The following is a 16,832-nucleotide window of genomic DNA, read 5'->3' as shown; positions in this document are numbered from 1 at the left end:
AGGCGCGCCGAGCACATGAAGAAGGCCGACATCGCCGCATCCTACGGTTGAGCCGCCGGCCGCCCTCACGACGAGCGAACCGAATCGACAGGGCCGCCACGAAGCCCCTAGAGCTGCGAGAGGTACGCCTCGCGCAGCGCCGGGTAGTAGTCGTCAAAGGCGGGGCGCTCGGTGCCCTCGGTCGCCGCGACGAGCAGATCGAGGTAGTACTCCCAGCCCGGGCCGATCTCGCCGACGCCTCCCACGTCGTCGCCCTCGAGGTGGTGGATGAACGTGAGGAGCGCGTCGTCTGCGCCGTCCTCCTCCACGAGCAGTTCGAGCTTCCAGCCGCCGACCTCGTCGTCGGCCTCGAGCACGAGCCTGCTCGGCGCCTCGCAGGCGCGGATCAGGATGCGGATCGCGGGCTCGTGATCCTCGAACCGCATGCGCACCCGCACCGCGCCACCGGCGCGCGCGTCGCCCTCCCAGGGCCCGAACCACTGCTCGGTGAGCTCCGAATCGGTGAGATGCGCCCACGCCTCCTCGGCGGTGAGGGCGAGGGATCGCACCAGCACCAGATCGCTGCCGCGCTCCGTCGGGATCACGCGCCCGCTCGCTTCGACCGTCATGCCGTCCTCCTCGCCTCGGAGCCCGCGGTGTCCACTCGGATACCCCGCGCAGCTCAAGGTTACGCCCCCGCGGCCTTGCGCGGTGGGCGCCGTTCCGCGTACGCTCTCTGCCGTGAAGAACTAACGCAGCCTCCATCCCCTCCGATCCGCGGCCGGCGACCGGCCGCACGCGATCGTCGAGCAGTTCGGGATGCTGCGGTTCTCACCTCTTCTCCTTCGCCGCCCCGCGCGAGCGTGCGCACGTACGGGCGCCGGCGAGGGATCCGACGACCCCCGCCGCCCGAGCGCCGACGACGCCCTCACCCCGAGAGGCGGTCGACATGACGTCATCGAACCCCACCACCCCGAACCTCCGATCCGCCGCGCGAGCGGCAACGCGAGGCGCCGAGCCCGGCGCCTCCCCCAGCACCCATCTCGCCGTCGACGGCGTCTCGCACGGCTTCGCCGACCGTCGTGTGCTGAGCGACATCTCGTTCACGGCCGCACCGGGAGACCGGCTCGGCCTGATCGGCGAGAACGGCACCGGCAAGTCCACGCTGCTGCGCATCATCGCGGGCGAGATCGAGCCGAGCTCCGGAACGGTCGTGCTGCCCGGCTCCGTCGGCCTGCTCGCCCAGGAGCTCCCCTACCCGGACACGACCCCGCTCGACCGCGTGCTCGACGACGCCCAGCGCGACGCCGTGGCGGCGCTCGAACGCATCGAGCGCCTGGGCGAACGCTTCGCGGAGCGACCCGACGACGCAGGCATCGCAGAGGCCTACGCTGAAGCGCTCGAACGGGCGGAGCGCTGCGAGGCCTGGTCGGCCGAGGCACGGCGCGGCGAGACGCTCACCGGCCTCGGTCTCGGAGGCTTCGCCGGCTCACGACCGATCGGCGAGCTGTCGGGCGGTCAGCGGCTGCGCCTCGCGCTGGCGGCGGTGCTGCTGCGCGCTCCGCAGACCCTGCTCCTCGATGAGCCGTCGAACCACCTCGACGACGCCTCCGCGGCCTACCTCGAGCGGGTGCTCGCGGGCTGGCCCGGCATCGTCATCGTCGCGAGCCACGATCGCGCGCTGCTCGACGCGGTGACGACGGGAATCCTCGACCTCGATGCGCTGCCCGTCGCCGCTCGCGAGCTCGCCGACGCGGAGGTCGCGCTCGAACCCGCGGTCCCCGGACCTACCGGGCTCGCCGGCCGCGCCGCTCAGGGCCTCCCGGTGCGCGCTTCATCCGAAGCCGGCGTACCGGGGGCTGGGGGATCCCTCACGACCGACGACCCGGGCACGGGCTTCGGCGTGCGGCACTGGGGCGTCGGCTACTCGGCTGCGCGCGCCGCGAGACGCGCCGAGATGGCACGGTGGCGGTCGCGCTACGAGGCCGAGAGCGCCGAGCGGGATGCGCTCGTGCACGAGATCGAGGTCGGCTCGCGTGAGGTGAACCGCAAGCACGAGTCGAAGTCGGAATCGCGCATCACCCGCAAGTTCTACGCCGACAAGGACGCGCGCGTGACGGCCCGTCGCGCCAGGAACGCGCGCGTGCGGCTCGAGACGCTCGAGCGCGAGCGGGTGCGGAGGCCGCCGGAGCCGCTGCGGTTCCACGGCTTCGGAGATCCGGGCGAGGGATCGGAGGCAGACGCATTCGGTGAGGGATCCGGCGAGGCCCCGCAGGGCGCTGCGCCGCACGCGGAGGCCGTTGCTCACGTGCTCCGGGCCGAACGCGTCGCGGTGCCCGGTCGGCTCCGCGAGACCTCGCTCGAGCTCGAGCCGCGCGGCCGCATCCTCCTCTCGGGGCCCAACGGCGCGGGCAAGTCGACCCTGCTCGCGCTGCTCGCCGGAGCCGAGTCCGCGCCCGCAGGAGCGACTGGCACCGTCGAGCGAGCCGCGCGCGTCGGCTACCTTCCGCAGGAGGCCTCCTTCGACCGGCCCGAGCGCGCGGCCGCCGCCGTCTACCGCGACGCCGTCGGCGCGGAGCTGGCGGAGACGATCCCTCTCGAACTCACCGGGCTCATTGCCGCCCGCGACCTCGGTCGGCCCGTCGCCGCGCTCAGCGTGGGCCAGCGCCGCAGGCTCGCCCTCGCGGCGCTCGTCGCCGACCCGCCGCCGGTGCTGCTGCTCGACGAGCCCACCAATCACCTCTCGCTCACGCTCGTCGAGGAGTTGGAGGAGGCGCTCGACGGCTTCCGCGGAGCGCTCGTGATCGCGACTCACGACCGGCACCTGCGCTCGCGCTGGGCCGGGGGGGTGCTGGAGCTGCGCCCGGCCTAGCCCGGCCTTCACGCCCGACGATCGGGGTCACTTCTGGGGCGTGTCCCGCCGGAAAACATCGCGACACGCCCCAGAAGTGACCCCGATCACAAGATGCGGCGGCAGCAGCAGCGGCGAGTTCGGCTCGGCGAACTCGCCGCGCCGGCCCGGCGAGGTCTGAACCCGGCTTCTCCCTCTCGCACGGAAGTTGCTAGTGTCTCGCGTCGGAGCTCCGTCGCACAGCGACAGACCACCAGCCAGTCCCCTCCCGGCCGCGGGTCCCCGGTCCCCCGCCCGGCCGCGAGACACCACCGCAGGAGCACGCATGAACGATGTCGACATCTCATACCCCCACGAGTACGATCACAGCCACGCCGATGTCTCGTCGGGCTGGCTGCGCGCCTCGGTGTTCGGCGCGATGGACGGCCTCGTCTCGAACGTCGGCCTCATCGCCGGCATCGCCGCCGCCGGTGCGGCACCCGGCATCGTCGCGATCACCGGCATCTCGGGTCTCATCGCGGGAGCCGTGTCGATGGCGCTCGGCGAGTACACCTCGGTGCGCACGGCGAACGAGCAGTTCGACGCCGAGATGGCGGCCGAGGCCCAGGCGCACACCCGCAATCCGCAGGGTGAGCGCGCCGAACTCGAACGCCGTTTTCTGCGCTACGGCATGGCCCCCGACATCGCGCGCACCGCCGCGGAGCAGGTGCAGGAGAACCTCGACAGCGCTGTGCAGTTGCATCTGATGCAGGAGCTGGGGTTGAGCCCCGACGGACACCCGTCGCCCTGGGTCGCGGCGATCTCGTCGTTCCTGTCGTTCTCGGTGGGTGCGCTGATCCCGATCCTGCCGTTCGTGTTCGGCTTCGGCACGCTCTGGTGGGGCCTCGCGTTCGGCGGTGCCGGCCTGCTGCTCGCCGGCGGCCTCGCGGCGCGCGTCACGCGGCGCAACTGGCTCGCGGGCGCGGCGCGGCAGCTGCTGTTCGGCGGAATCGCCGTCGCGGCGACCTACACGATCGGCATGCTGCTCGGGGTCTCATCGCTCGGCTGAGGTCCCTGATGGGGCCGGGACCGGAGCTCCCCATCTGCCGTAACCTGGTCCCATGCCCAGCTCGGAATTCGTCGACGCCGTCCTCGACGTCGTCGCCCGCATCCCGAAGGGGCGCGTCATGACCTACGGCGACGTCGGCATCGCGGTCGGCTCCGAGGCGCCGCGCGCCGTCGGCCGGGTGATGGCGCTCTACGGCCACGCGGTGGCGTGGTGGCGCGTCGTGCCGGCGAGCGGCCACCCGCCGCAGGGCCACGCCCGCCTCGCGCTCCCCCACTACCTCGAAGAGGGCACACCGCTCAGGGGTGTCGACGCGCGTCATCCCGAGGACTACCGGCTGGCGCTGTCCGCGGCCCGGCTCCCCTACACGCACGAGATCTACTCGGAGGTCGCCCTGTGAGCGAACACCGCCCCCTGCGACTCGGGTTCACCCGGGGCACCGCCCCGAGCAAATGGGCGAAGCGCTGGCGGCAGGCCGTCGGCGAACCGCTCGAGCTCGTACCGTTCGAGACCGCGTTCGGCAGGGATCCCTCGCCCCTCGAAGGCGAGCCGGTCGATGTGACGCTGGAGCGAGCGATGCCGGGTGAGTTCCCCGAGGGATCGGCCGAGCCAGATCGCACCCGTCACGCCGTGCGACTGTACACCGAGGCCGTCGCGCTCGTCGTGCCCGCCGAACACGAACTCGCAGGCGAGACCGAGCTGCCCGTGCACGACCTCGCGCTCGTCGCCCTGCTCGATCACGCGCACCACGCCCCGGGCTGGCCCGCGCCGCAGCCCTGGGCGGATCCCTCTTGGAAGCCCGAGGACGCCGCGGCCGCGCTCGCGCTCGTGGCCACCGGCGCCGGCGCGATCCTGCTGCCGCTGCCGCTCGCGCGTCACCTCTCCACGAAGCGCGAGCACGCCGTCGTGCCGCTGACCGGGGAGCCCGAACTCGCGGGCAGCACGATCTGGGCGACTTGGGATCTCGCGCGCGACGCGGCCGACGTGCAGCAGCTGGCCGGCATCATGCGCGGGCGCACGGCCCGCAGCTCGCGCCCTTCGGCGTCCCTCGCCGCAGATTCCTCGGAGCAGACGAAGGCCGCTCGGCCCGCGAGGCCCAAGCCCACAGCCAAGAAGCCCGGCCCCAAACCCGGCTCGCGCGGCGCGCAGCTCGCAGCGGCGCGAGAGAAAGCCGAGCGTGCGAAGGCGCTGCGCAGGGCCGAGAAGAAGCGCAAGCGGCGCTGAGAGGCCCGCCTACAGCTGAGCGGCCGGAACGTCGAAGGTGCCGCAGGCGGTCGGCCCCTGCTGGTATCCCGTCTGGAACCAGCGCTGCCGCTGCTCCGACGTGCCGTGCGTGAACCGCTCGGGATTCACGCCGACGCCGGCCGATTCCATGATGTGGTCGTCGCCGACGGCAGCTGCGGCGCTCATGGCGTCGGCGATCTCCTGCTTCGTGACGGGCTTCAGAAACGGAACGCCGCTGTCGTCGGTCACGGTCGAGGCGTCGCGCACCCACGCACCGGCGAAGCAGTCGGCCTGCAGCTCGAGTCGCACCGACCCAGATGCCGGGCCGGTCTCGCGTCCCACGCCCTGCAACGAGCCGATGAGGTTCGAGATGTGGTGCCCCCACTCATGGGCGAGCACATACATCTGGGCGAGCGATCCGTCGGACGCGCCGTAGTCGCTGCTGAGCGTGTCGAAGAATGCGACGTCGAGGTAGATCGCCTCGTCGGCCGGGCAGTAGAAGGGACCCGTGGCCCCGGAGGCGGTGCCGCAGGCAGACTGCGTCTGGCCGTCGTAGAGCACGACGTCGGACGGGCCGCGGTAGTTGCCGACCTGCGAGGCCCAATAGCGGTCGAGCGAGTCGCTCGTCGCGGCCATACGGCACTCGGCGTCAGTATTGGCGTCGGCGCCGGTGGCGCAGCCCTCGAGGGATCCCGCCTGTTCCTCCGAGACGGGGCCGCTGCCGAGCGCCTGCTCCACGACGGGGGCGTAGGGCGTGAGATCGATGCCGAGCAGCTGAGAGCCGAGGAAGAGCAGCAGCGCGATACCCGCACCCCCGCCCGCGATCATTCCGCCGCGCGCGCCCCCGCGCCGCTTCGAAACCTTGCTCGTATCGATGCGCACGTTGTCGTTGAAGGTCAAGGTGGCCGCGCCTTTCCTCGTGCATGGCGATCCGCACGGCAACCGTGCCGATCGCGCGCTATCCGGTGAAGTCGATACTAGTGCGCCCGAGGCCGAGGGGCATGTCCACCTTCTTGCCTATACTTGCAGCGGGGGAAAGAGCGCTGGCAGGGATGCACGGTACTCGAAGGGGCGAAATTGAATACGAGCGACAGGGCCCTGATCGCTGCTGTGCGCGAGAGGCACGACCGAACCGCCTACGGCGAGCTCTACCGTCGGCACCTCGACGCGGCGCGCGCCGCAGCCTACCGTATAGCTCCGCGCATCGATCGAGACGACATCATCTCCGAGGCGTTCACCAGGATCTTGCAGACGATCGAGAACGGGGCGGGGCCTCGTGAGGCGTTCCGCCCGTACCTCTACCAGGTCATACGGAACGTCTCGATAGACATGTCGAGTGTCACCGCCGCGCGCAACGAGACGTCGATCGATGACGTCGACCTGGTGCACCCGCGCTCTCTCGACGATCTGGCCGACATACTCGCCGACCAGAGCATCGTCGCCGAGGCGCTGACCGCACTCCCGGAGCGTTGGCAGGCGGTGCTCTGGTACACCGAGGTCGAGGGTTTCACCCCGCGCGAGACCGCAGAGCTGCTCGGGCTCTCGGCCAACAATGTCTCGCAGATCCGACACCGTGCGCGGAAGCGCTTCCGCAGCATCGTCGACGGTGGCGAGGGCGCTCTCGGACGCGCGATCCTGGTGGTGGTGCTCGGAGCGTCGACGGCGAGCTGCCTGTTCCCCCTCGTCGACCGGGGTTCGTCCGCCGCAGCTGCGACGCAGGGAGCGGGCTCGGTCGCCTCCCATAAGACTGCGCTCCTCGTCGGCTCCGCCGCCTCCCTCACCGCGGCGGTCGTGCTGGTCGCACTCCTGAGCTCCGACGCACCTTCGTCTGCTCCCGGCCCTCCGACGCATTCGGAAGCGGTTGCCGCCGCTGAGGGCGGGCGGGAGAGCCGACCCGACGATCGCGAAGAAGAAGAGACGGAGTCGCGCAACGGCGACCGTGGTTCCTCTGGTCATGCGACTACGGGCGAGTCGGCCATCCCCGTCGACCCCGGCCCGTGGGAGACGCTTCCGCAGGAGGAACCGGTGGTGCGAGGGCCGAGTCGACCATGAGAGTCGTGATGGCGGCGGCGGGGGCCGCCGCCATCACGGTGACGGACCGGGCATGGAGTAGGGGGAAAGATGCCGAGTCCGTCTGCTCGCCGCCGGGGTGCTGGGAAAGTCGGCCGACGAGTCCGAGGGGATCTCCCCTCATCTACCTGGACACCGATGCGCACCGAATATGACGCCGTCCGAGAGAAAAACTTGACGTCTGCCGTGTGCTCCTTACGACGACGAGAGGGGCCGGCCATCGAGATTCGATGACCGGCCCCTCGACTGGTGCCGGGAGCTACTCGGCCGCTGCGTCGGCGCCCCGGCGCCGTCGGGCGAGGAGCAGCATGCCGGCCGCGAGCAGTGCGATGCCCGCGACGGCTGCGGCGGCGAAGGAACCACCGGTGAGGGAGAGCCCGCCGGGCGTCCCGGGCTTGCCCGGGGTGCCGGGCCCGCAGGCCCCGTTCGCACAGGTGAAGGTGTTCACCGCGGTGATCGCGAGCGTCTGCAGTTCATCGGGCTTGCCACCCTCCACCACCACGGCGTTCTCGAACGAGTCGCTGCTGATCGTAGCGCTGGTCGCGCCGCCGTTGTCGGTCTCCTGACCGAAGCAGTGCGCTCCAGCGGGGATGGTGAGCGGAGTCCGGTCGTCCGATCCCAGGATGATCGTCTCGCCGCCCCTCAGCTTCCAGGTTCCCGAAACGACATCGGCGCGAACGGTCTCGCCCGAGTCGTTCTGCTCCTCCACCTGGCAGGTGATGAGGAACTCGAACTGCGTGTCCTTCACCTGAGCCAGGCGGGTCGCATCGCCCTCAAGCACCTTCTTCAGCTGGAGCCGGCCCGCCGAGTAGTAGTTCGTCAGCGAAGCCGTGACCGTCCCCGATTCACCGGTGGTGGGGTTCCACGGGATCGTCACCGTGACGGGATCCGGCAACGAATCGGGATCCGAATGACCCGCGCCGGTCTCCGTGACGACGCACTCGGCGCCGGCTGGGATCGGGGCGAGTTCGCCCGAGGTGACCGCGGTCCGACCGTTGACCGCGAGGGTGACGTCCTGCTCGAAGACGGTGGCACCTCCCAGAGTGCAGACCACGTTGAACACGAGCTCGTCTTGGGCGGCGATGTCCTTGACGCCGACGCCCTCGAGCTGCTTGTTGATGATGAGCCCGCCGAAGCGCTGCACGACGCCCGCGTCGATCGTGAGATCCTGCGTGTCCTTCCCGAGCGTCACCTCGGCCTCGCCCGTCGCAGGGTCGGCGTTCGAGTCGAGGGCGGGGTCGCTGCCGGCGCCCTTCTGGGTGAACACGTACCCGGCCAGTCCGGAGATGTCGAAGGTCACCCGGTAGTCGCCCGAGGCGAGCTCGGCGAACAGGTATTTCCCGTTCGCGTCGGTGGTCGTCTGAAGCGACACCGCGTTCCCGTCGACATCGGTGCCGGTCAGCCTCACCGGGACGCCGGCGATGCCCGGCTCGCCGGCGTCTTGGACTCCGTTGCCGTTGAGGTCGTTCCACACGAAGTCGCCGATCTGGGAGGCGATCACGGTCGCGTCACGCCTGGCCGGTCCGACTCCCTGGCTCACGCCGTCGGCGCGGCCCGAGGTGATGTTCCGGTAGACGTCGCCCGAGTGGTTGCCGACCGGAGTCATCAGGATGTCGACCTGGAACTCGTCGTCCGGGTTGAACTGACCGGGGCGCTGGAAGCGCAGGCCCGTCACCTCCTCGTTCGACTGCGGGCAGTCCACCGCCGCATCACCGGCGCCACTGACGACGGCGCCACCCGACGGCGCGTCGCACCACACGGTGCTGCCGTCCGCGGCGTTGCTCGCGTCGCTCGGGTCCGAGTTCAGAGCCGCCGCAGCGGTCTTCGTGTAGAGCACCGTGATGTTGTCTCCGGCGACGGGAGCAGCCGACTCGAAGCGCAGGCTGCCCGTGTACACGTTGCTGTTCAGGCCGTCGGCCGGCAGCACGTCGATCACGTCGACGTTCGCGACGTTCGGCGGCCCGTCGATGTTCGCGAAGTAGACGCTCCACTTGAGCGTGCGAGGGTTCGTGACGCCGTCCGGGTTGACCTCGATCACGCCGGGATCGACGGTCTTCGAGATCTTCAGCCCCGTCGGCACGACGAGCTGCATCTGCCGATGATCGGAACGCACCGACACCGGTGAGCTGTCGGCGGGCGAGGCGATCACGACGTCGTTCGTGAACACGCCGTTGCGCGCCACGTCGAGGATCTCCGCGGTCACCACGATCGGCTCGATCGGAGCGCCGACCGCGAGTTCGCCCAGATCCCACTTCAGGTACTGACGACTCGCATCGCAGGTGATCTCGGCACCCGCGGGTGCACCCATCTGCACCGTCTGAGGAGCGAGTGCGCCGGCGCCCTGCATCGCGGACTCGAACACCTGATAGCGCGGCAGGCAGTCCTCGATCGTGACCCGCTGCTTCGTGCCATCGACGGTCACATCGCCCGTGAGCGAGGGGTCGAGACGGTAGCGGATCGAGTTCCCCGAGGTGTACTGCGGCACCGCGGCATCGACGAACTCGCCGGTGCCGGGGTTCTCGACCAGCTTGTGCACGCGAACCCGGGCATCGCCCTGCCACAGGCGGTCGCCCTGAGTTCCCTGGTGCGTCGCCGGGTTGTAGCTCGGCATCAGTGTCCGTTTCGCGGGGTCGGCGAACACCTGCTCCGCCGTCTTGGTGCCGGCGGTGTTCGCCTGCGAAGCCCAGTTGCCGATCGGAGCTGTGGAGTCCGAGTCCTTCACGACCTGCCCGATCGCCATGCGCAGATAGACCGTGCCGATGAGCGTGTTCGCCGGGTGGCTCGCCACCCAGGTGACCCTGACGCGGTTGACACCGTCCCAGACGGTGCGCCCCTGCGCGTCGACCGTGGGATTCGCGATGTCACCGGGGTTCTCCGACCAGGTGCCGCTCGAGCAGTCCGACTGGGCACCGGGGCCGGCGGGCCCGGAGCTGTACTCGACCTTGAGGCTCTGCACGCCGCTCTGCGGCTCCCCGATCTGCGACGCGGGCCTGTCAAGGTTGTTGGATCGCACGAGCACGGGGAAGACCGGGCGGTTGTTCCCCGGATAGCTCGCCTCGCTCTTGCCGTTCCAATCGGGGTGGGCCGCGAGCGAGAGACGGTCGGCGTCCCAGACATCGCAGGCCACGACCGTATTCGTCGCACCGGTCATGTCGGGCCCGGAGTACTGCGACATGAGCACGGAGTAGACGGCCTGGCCGGGCATCACGACCGTATTGCCGTCCTTCCAGACCCCCGAACCGGGCGGCCCGGGGAGTGCCACGGCATCGGCCGGCATGAACTGCTGCGGAGGCGTGTTGCCGTCCACTCCCGGGATACCGGCGAAGCCCTTGTTCACCCCGGCACCGCGTTCCACGCGAATGGTGAGGTCGCGCTCGTTGTTCGCGAGGTTCTCCTCGCTCTCCGTCACCGGGGTGCCGTCGAGTGCCGTCGCCGTGAAGTCGGTGAACTCGTTGTGCGTCTCGATGGCGAAGGATCCTCCGCTCTCCTCACCCCCGAATTCGATCACGGCCGCTTGGGGGACGGCGATGCTGAGCTCGAAGGAAGCCACGAAACCGAGGTTGGCCGGCAGCGCGTTGCCGTTTCCTGTGGTCGAGGGGACGGTGATTCCCGTGGTGTCCATGCCCGAGATGGTGATCGTGGTCGGCTCGCCGCGTCCCGTACCTGAAGCGTTGATCGTGCCGCTCTCCCGCACGGAATTCTCTGGCGTGGTGTAGTCGCCGAGCGAGAGGCCGCCGTACGGGAGGCTCGACCGACTGCCGTTGCCGGAGGTGATCCTCGTCCAGCTGCGGTACTGCGGCCCGTACTTCGCCTTCGCATCTGCGACCGAGCCGGCCGCGGCGACCATCTGCGCCCACACGTCCGCCCCGTAGAAGGACTCGGGATCGAGATTCTCAATGAAGCTGATGTCTCCGATGAGCGGGGTGGCCCCCTTGCCGCCCGCGGGCAGCGTCACGGTGAGCGGGTAGATCACGTTCTGGCAGGCTTCGCCGGAGTTCGGAGCCGGGCAGGCGGTGTTGTTCTGCCAGGTCCAGCCCTTGTTCGGGTCGGTAGAGTCGATGCGCTTCGACAGATCGTAGTCCGCGGCAGCCGAGACCGTCACCTGTTCCGGTGCGATCGTCGCGGGTTCCGCGACCTGCTCCGAGGTCACGCTGAAGGTCACCTCGTCCATGACGGTGCCGTTCGGCACCTCGGATCGCACCTGTGCGATGAAGGCGTAGTTCAGCGCGGTGCCCATGTTCTCGTCCTTGAGCACGCAGGTGACCGTCTGGCGCGGGAGCGCCTCCCAAGAAGTCGCCGTCAGCGGAGCGGTCGGTGCGGGCAGCGTCGCCGGGTCGACCGAGCTGCCCGCGAGGCAGAACGGCGGCAGCTGCAGCAGTTCCTGGCCGCGCGGCAGCTCGAACTTTACCGTCGGTGCGGTCTGGTCGTCGCCCTCGTAGCGGATACCGAGGTTGTAGGTGACCGTATCGTTCGTGCGCACGATGTTGTTATCCGGGCCCGAATCATGCCCGGGGCCGTTGTCGAGCTGGAACGGCTCGGTGCCGGTGCTCTGAGTGATCGTGAGCGAGAGGGATGCCTCATCGCCCGCGAACGGTGCGGGTACCGGCGCCTCGAGCGGAGTCGGTGCGAGACCCTCTGCTGGCTCGGCGGCCGTCTCAGTCGGCGTCTCCCCGGCACCGCTTTCAGCGGCGTCCCCCGGCACCTCCGCCGGGGTTTCCTGGGCTCCCCCGTCGCCCGGCGGCTCCGGAGCCGCCCATGCTGCAGTCGGTCCGAGACCGACGGCGAGCGCCATGGCCACCACGACCGCCGCGCACCGCTTCGCTCCCGTGAAACCGTTCCTTCTGCGGATCGGACTCTCCACTGACTTCCACCTCTCTCAGAACTCTGCCTGGAGACTCGCCGCGCAACGCGCAGAGAAATCCCCTTCAGGTACTGAGACCGGATTGGCGGGACGCCATGACGCGGAGAGGAGAGCACCGAAGCAAATCGCACCGCGTCGCGCGAACCATCGCAGAAAATTCGAGATTCCACCCGAAGAACGTTGGGGCTGCGGTGCAATACCACGAATCGAACCCGAGACCCCCACATATCGACTCGGCTTCGCCTCGCCCGACCAGCGGACCTGCGAGTCGATACGCTCCCTATCCCGCGAAGCGGTCGGTCGCGCGCACGAGCGCATCGACGATGCCCGGCTCGCTCGCCGCGTGCCCCGCGTCGGGGATCAGCTCGAAGTCCGCGTCGGGCCACGCGCGGTGCAGGTCCCAGGCCGTGCGCGGCGGAGTGCAGGTGTCGTAGCGGCCCTGCACGATGACTCCCGGGATCCCTCGCAGCTTCTGCGCCGCGTCGCGGATCAGCTGGCCATCCTCCATCCATCCGCCGTTCGAGAAGTAGTGGTTCTCAATGCGCGCGAATGCGACGGCGGCGGCCTCGTCGGCCCGCGCCGCCTCGATGGCGGCCTCATCGGGGATGAGCCGGATCGTCGTGTTCTCCCACACGGTCCACTCGACGCCCGCGGGAGTGTGCACCGCCGGATCGGGGTCGAAGAGGCGGCGGTGGTAGGCCGCGACGAGGTCGTCGCGTTCATCGGCTGGGATCACCGAGAGGTAGTCCTCCCAGGCATCGGGGAAGAGCTGCGAGGCCCCCTCCTGATAGAACCAGTGGATCTCGCTGCTCCGCAGCGTGAAGATGCCGCGCAGCACGATCTCGGTGACGCGCTCGGGGTGGTTCTGAGCGTAGGCCAGGGCGAGCGTCGAGCCCCACGAGCCGCCGAATACCTGCCACTGCTCGATGCCGAGGTGCTCGCGGATCCGCTCGATATCGGCGACGAGGTGCCAGGTGGTGTTCGTCGACAGATCGGCATGAGGGTCGCTCGCGTGCGGTGTGCTGCGACCGCAGCCGCGCTGGTCGAACAGCACGATGCGGTAGCGTTCGGGGTCGAAGTAGCGGCGGTGGTCGGGGCCGCAGCCGCCTCCCGGACCGCCGTGCAGGAAGACGACGGGCTTGCCGTCGGGATTTCCGCAGGTCTCCCAGAAGATCTGCTGATCATCGCCGACAGGCAACCGCCCGAACGCGTACGGCTCGATCGGCGGGTAGAGTGTGCGCAGTTCAGCCATGGGCCCATCGTATCCACTCCCCCGGTGCCCCGCGGAGGCGGCCGTAAAGGAGCGTCGCCGAGACGCTGCGGCCGCCGCGTCCCCTACGATCTGGCTCCGACCTTCGCACCCGCCCGGGCCTCGACCCTGGACGCCGCCTTCGCCTCGGCCTTCGCGCGCGCCCGCAGCTCCTTCTCGTGCACCGGCCAGGTGCCGGCCGCGCGCTGCGCCTCGACGTAGTCGTGCGCCTCCTGCTGCCGCTCGGCCTCGATACCGGTCGCGATCTCGGCGCGCAGTAGCGCGGGCGTGAGCCCGAACGCGTCGACGAGGTCGAGAGCGTGGGGCCGCAGCCGTCCGATGAGGCGGTCGATGTAGGCGGTGACAGCCTCCGCGCGCTGTCCCGAGATGCGTCCGGAGGTGAGATACCAGGCGGCGTTGCGCTCGATCAATCCGAGCCCGAACAGGTCGCGCAGCCAGGTGAGCACCTGGCGCGATCCCTCGCCCTCGAGCTTTTCGACGGCCTCGGTGAAGGCCTCCCACTGCAGCAGTTCGGCGTGCGCGCGCGCCGCCTCGATGAGCTTGTGCTGCTGGGCGTTGAACGCGTCCTCCGCGGCGATCGCCTTGGCGAGCCTGTCGCCCTTGGGCACGTTCTTGGTCGCCTCGCGCAGCGCGAGCGCGATCTCCGAGATCATCGTCTGCACTCGGTCGGTGAGCAGTTCGCGTTGGGCCTCGGTGCTGCGCAGGCTCTCGACCGAGCGCGCCACCTGGCCGAGATCGGCGATGCTCTGTCCCATCTGGCGCAGGCCGAAGCGGCTCACCCGATCGCCCAGCTGCGCCGCGGCCGCCTTCGCGATCGCGGCGCGGTCGCCCGGCTTGAACTGGTCGGCGTAGTCGGTGAGCAGCCGCTTGCCGACGAGCTGCAGCAGCACGTTGTTGTCGCCCTCGAAGGTCGCGTAGATGTCGAGGTCTGCTCGGAGGCCAGTGAGCCGGTTCTTCGCGATGAATCCGGCGCCGCCGCACGCTTCGCGCGCCTCCTGCAGGGTGTCGAGCGCCGCCCAGGTGGAGAGCGGCTTGAGCGCAGCCGCGAGGGTCTCGAGATCCTCGCGGTTCTCCTCGGTGTCGCGCGCGCCCGAGAAGACCTCATCGAAGACGGTGAGCAGCCGCTCGTCGGCGAAGGCCATGGCGTAGGTCTGAGCGAGCCGCGGGATGAGGCGGCGGCGGTGCTGTCCGTAGTCGAGCAGCACGGTCTCCCGCCCCGAGGCTCCGGGGAACTGCCTCCGCTCACTTCCGTAGCGGATCGCGATCGCGAGGGCCGCCTGCATCGCGCGCACCGAGGAGCCGTCGAGCGAGACGCGCCCCTGCACGAGCGTGCCGATCATCGTGAAGAAGCGACGGCCCGGGCTCTCGATCGCCGAGGAGTAGGTGCCGTCGGGCGCCACATCGCCGTAGCGGTTGAGCAGATTCTCGCGAGGGATCCTGACGCGGTCGAAATGCAGCCGACCGTTGTCGATGCCGTTGAGCCCGCCCTTCACTCCGTCGTCCTCGCTGCCGACGCCGGGCATCATCTCTCCGTCGGCGTCGCGGATCGGCACGAAGAAGGCGTGCACGCCGTGGTTCACGCCGCGGGTGATCAGCTGCGCGAAGACGACGGCGGCGCGGCCGTGCAGGGCGGCGTTGCCGAGGAACTCCTTCCACGCGCCCGCGAACGGGGTGTGGATCTCGAACTCCTCGGTCTCGGGATCGTAGGTCGCGGTCGTGCCGATGGACGCGACGTCGGAGCCGTGCCCGATCTCGGTCATCGCGAACGCTCCGGGCAGCTTCAGATCCATCACGTCGGGCAGCCACTTCTCGTGGTGCGCCCGCGTGCCGAGGTGCAGGATCGCCGCACCGAAGAGGCCCCACTGCACGCCGCTCTTGATCTGGAGCGAGGGATCGGCGAGCACCAGCTCTTGGAACGCCGCGATGTTGCCTCCGTGGTTGTCTCCGCCGCCGAGGTCGCCGGGGTAGGCGCGCTGGATCGCGTTCTCCTCGACCAGGATACGGAGCTGCTCGAACACTCGCTCCCGGTGCTCGGACATCGGGGTGCCCTGCGGAGTGTGGAGACGCGGGTCGGCTGCGAGCGCACGCGATTCGAGGCGCTCCTGCTTCCATCGTCCGAGCAGCGCGTCCCCGACCTCGGCGATGTCGATACGGGGCTGGGTGCGGGCGGTGTGGTCACTCATCGATGCTCCTTCGATGCGGAGTCGCTCACGACTCCCCCTGGTCGCTGGTGTGCTGCGCGTCGCTGACGCGCGCCTCGCGGAGCGCCTGCGAGCGCCGACGTCCCCGCGTGTACCTCTCAGGCTACGACCGGCTCGCGCGGCGGGCCAGCGAGGGATCCCTACCCCACAATCGGGGGCGGAGGCACCGCGAGCATCCGTTGTGCAGAACCGCCAAAGAACAACCCCTTGGATTGTTCTCAATCCACCCGACGGAAGAAGCTGAACACCACCACCGGGTCGAACACCCTGCGGTCGGCCTGCACGGTTCCGATGATGCAGATGACGAGCTGCGCGAGCCAGACGATACCCAGGAAGAGCAGCCCCACCATCGCGACGGGGAACCACACATCGCCGTTCCCGCCCGCCTCGTCGGTGGCGGCTCCCGCCATCGCCGAGCCGAGGATCGTGATGAAGGCCACTACCCCCGCGATGAGCACGGTGAGGCTCCAGTTCGCCGCCCATCGTGCGTTCTCGCGCACCAGGGGCGAGGGATCCCGCCTGGCCCCCGCGTTGAGCGTCAGCGCCACGATCGGTGCGACGAGCCAGCCGAGATACGGGATGAAGTAGAGGAAGCCAAGCGCCCAGAACTTGCGGCCCGAGGGGAGCCGGTAGCCGGGGTAGGGCGGCTGAACCGGGGAGCCGTATGGGGCGTATTGCGGCTGAGCGACGGCGTATTGGGGGTAGGCCGGCGTGGTCGGCGTCCGGCCGTACTGCGGCCGGTCCGCCGAGTAGGGGGCGTAAACGGGGGCGGGCTGGGGGTAGGCGGGTGTGGCCGGGGGCTGTGCTCCCGCGTGCGGTGACCGGGCCGGCGCATAGGGCGGCTGGGGCGCCGCGTACGGTGGCTGTGCGGCGGGCGGCGGAACAACCCCGGGCGGTAGGTAGCGCGATGCTTGTTGCGGCGCGATTCCCGGCGCCTGCGGGCGGTTCCGCTCGTCCTGCGCCCCGGAGGAGGCGTCAGAGGACTGCGGCTGCTGATCGGTCACGGAGCACTCCCATCGTCGTATTCACCGTACACTGCAGGTCTGACGAGCAGGTGCGCCCACGACGACAGGGGACCCGGGACGACATCCCCTTCATCGACTCGCTCCGCTCGACAGTAGATGTCGAGAACTCGCGAGAACAGAGCACCTACTGACTAGGGCGTGTCTCCTATATGAGTCGGTGAAGTTCGGGCAGGCTGAGGATCATGGTTCGCCGGTCGAGGTTCACGCAGTTCACGAACGATCAATGGGAACGCGTTGAACCTTTGCTGCCATCGAATGAGGGACGTAAGGGTCGTCCGTTCGAGGACAATCGGCGTGTGGTCGAGG

Annotated in this window: 11 protein-coding genes and 1 pseudogene; 6 read left to right on the top strand and 6 right to left on the bottom strand. The window is 69.8% G+C overall.

The genetic code is table 11. From position 1 onward, the window contains the following. Positions 1-107: 107 nt before the first annotated feature. Entirely contained in the window at positions 108-608 is a 501-nt protein-coding gene (locus J4H91_RS05720; protein ID WP_208045306.1) for an SRPBCC family protein, read from the bottom strand. 320 nt (positions 609-928) lie between these two features. Here J4H91_RS05720 and J4H91_RS05715 point away from each other — a divergent pair, with 320 nt between their 5' ends. From J4H91_RS05715 to J4H91_RS05700, 4 genes are all read left to right on the top strand, one after another. Continuing rightward, positions 929-2,851: an ABC-F family ATP-binding cassette domain-containing protein gene (locus J4H91_RS05715; RefSeq protein WP_208045305.1), complete on the top strand. Its 1,923-nt coding sequence runs from the start codon at positions 929-931 to the stop codon at positions 2,849-2,851. Between the two features lie 304 nt (positions 2,852-3,155). Next, positions 3,156-3,878 carry a VIT1/CCC1 transporter family protein gene (locus J4H91_RS05710; RefSeq protein ID WP_208045304.1) on the top strand — a complete coding sequence of 241 codons (723 nt, stop codon included), beginning with the start codon at positions 3,156-3,158 and terminating at the stop codon, positions 3,876-3,878. A 52-nt stretch (positions 3,879-3,930) separates the two neighbouring features. Further along, positions 3,931-4,275, top strand: coding sequence for an MGMT family protein (locus tag J4H91_RS05705; protein WP_208045303.1), 345 nt, complete (start codon positions 3,931-3,933; stop codon positions 4,273-4,275). Then, complete coding sequence (locus J4H91_RS05700) at positions 4,272-5,099, top strand: LysR substrate-binding domain-containing protein (protein WP_208045302.1); 828 nt, start codon at positions 4,272-4,274, stop codon at positions 5,097-5,099. The genes J4H91_RS05705 and J4H91_RS05700 overlap by 4 nt, the downstream gene beginning before the upstream one ends. A gap of 9 nt (positions 5,100-5,108) precedes the next feature. On the opposite strand, the gene ypfJ is transcribed toward J4H91_RS05700, so the two are convergent. After that, entirely contained in the window at positions 5,109-5,999 is an 891-nt protein-coding gene (ypfJ, locus tag J4H91_RS05695) for a KPN_02809 family neutral zinc metallopeptidase (RefSeq protein WP_208045301.1), read from the bottom strand. A 177-nt stretch (positions 6,000-6,176) separates the two neighbouring features. Between ypfJ and J4H91_RS05690 the strand changes: the two genes are divergently transcribed. Then, a complete protein-coding gene (locus J4H91_RS05690) occupies positions 6,177-7,151 on the top strand; it encodes an RNA polymerase sigma factor (RefSeq protein ID WP_208045300.1) in 975 nt (324 codons plus the stop codon). Positions 7,152-7,428: 277 nt separating this feature from the next. On the opposite strand, the gene J4H91_RS15870 is transcribed toward J4H91_RS05690, so the two are convergent. The 4 genes from J4H91_RS15870 to J4H91_RS15865 form a co-directional block, all read right to left on the bottom strand. Beyond that, complete coding sequence (locus tag J4H91_RS15870) at positions 7,429-12,030, bottom strand: SdrD B-like domain-containing protein (RefSeq protein ID WP_208045299.1); 4,602 nt, start codon at positions 12,028-12,030, stop codon at positions 7,429-7,431. A 280-nt stretch (positions 12,031-12,310) separates the two neighbouring features. After that, on the bottom strand, positions 12,311-13,282 hold the full coding sequence (gene pip, locus J4H91_RS05680; protein WP_208045298.1) for a prolyl aminopeptidase: 972 nt from the start codon (positions 13,280-13,282) through the stop codon (positions 12,311-12,313). An 83-nt stretch (positions 13,283-13,365) separates the two neighbouring features. Further along, the gene (locus J4H91_RS05675) at positions 13,366-15,483 is read right to left on the bottom strand and encodes an acyl-CoA dehydrogenase family protein (RefSeq protein WP_208045297.1); all 2,118 of its coding nucleotides are present in this window, start codon (positions 15,481-15,483) and stop codon (positions 13,366-13,368) included. A gap of 236 nt (positions 15,484-15,719) precedes the next feature. After that, positions 15,720-16,505: a magnetosome magnetite crystal formation protein family gene (locus tag J4H91_RS15865; protein WP_208045296.1), complete on the bottom strand. Its 786-nt coding sequence runs from the start codon at positions 16,503-16,505 to the stop codon at positions 15,720-15,722. A 203-nt stretch (positions 16,506-16,708) separates the two neighbouring features. Between J4H91_RS15865 and J4H91_RS05665 the strand changes: the two are divergent. Beyond that, positions 16,709-16,832: pseudogene (locus J4H91_RS05665) on the top strand (IS5/IS1182 family transposase); the annotation flags it as partial.

The organism is Leucobacter ruminantium (genome assembly GCF_017565705.1).
GTDB lineage: Bacteria > Actinomycetota > Actinomycetes > Actinomycetales > Microbacteriaceae > Leucobacter > Leucobacter ruminantium.
Note: the sequence above shows the minus strand (reverse complement) of the source record. Positions and strands in the feature narration are given on the sequence as shown.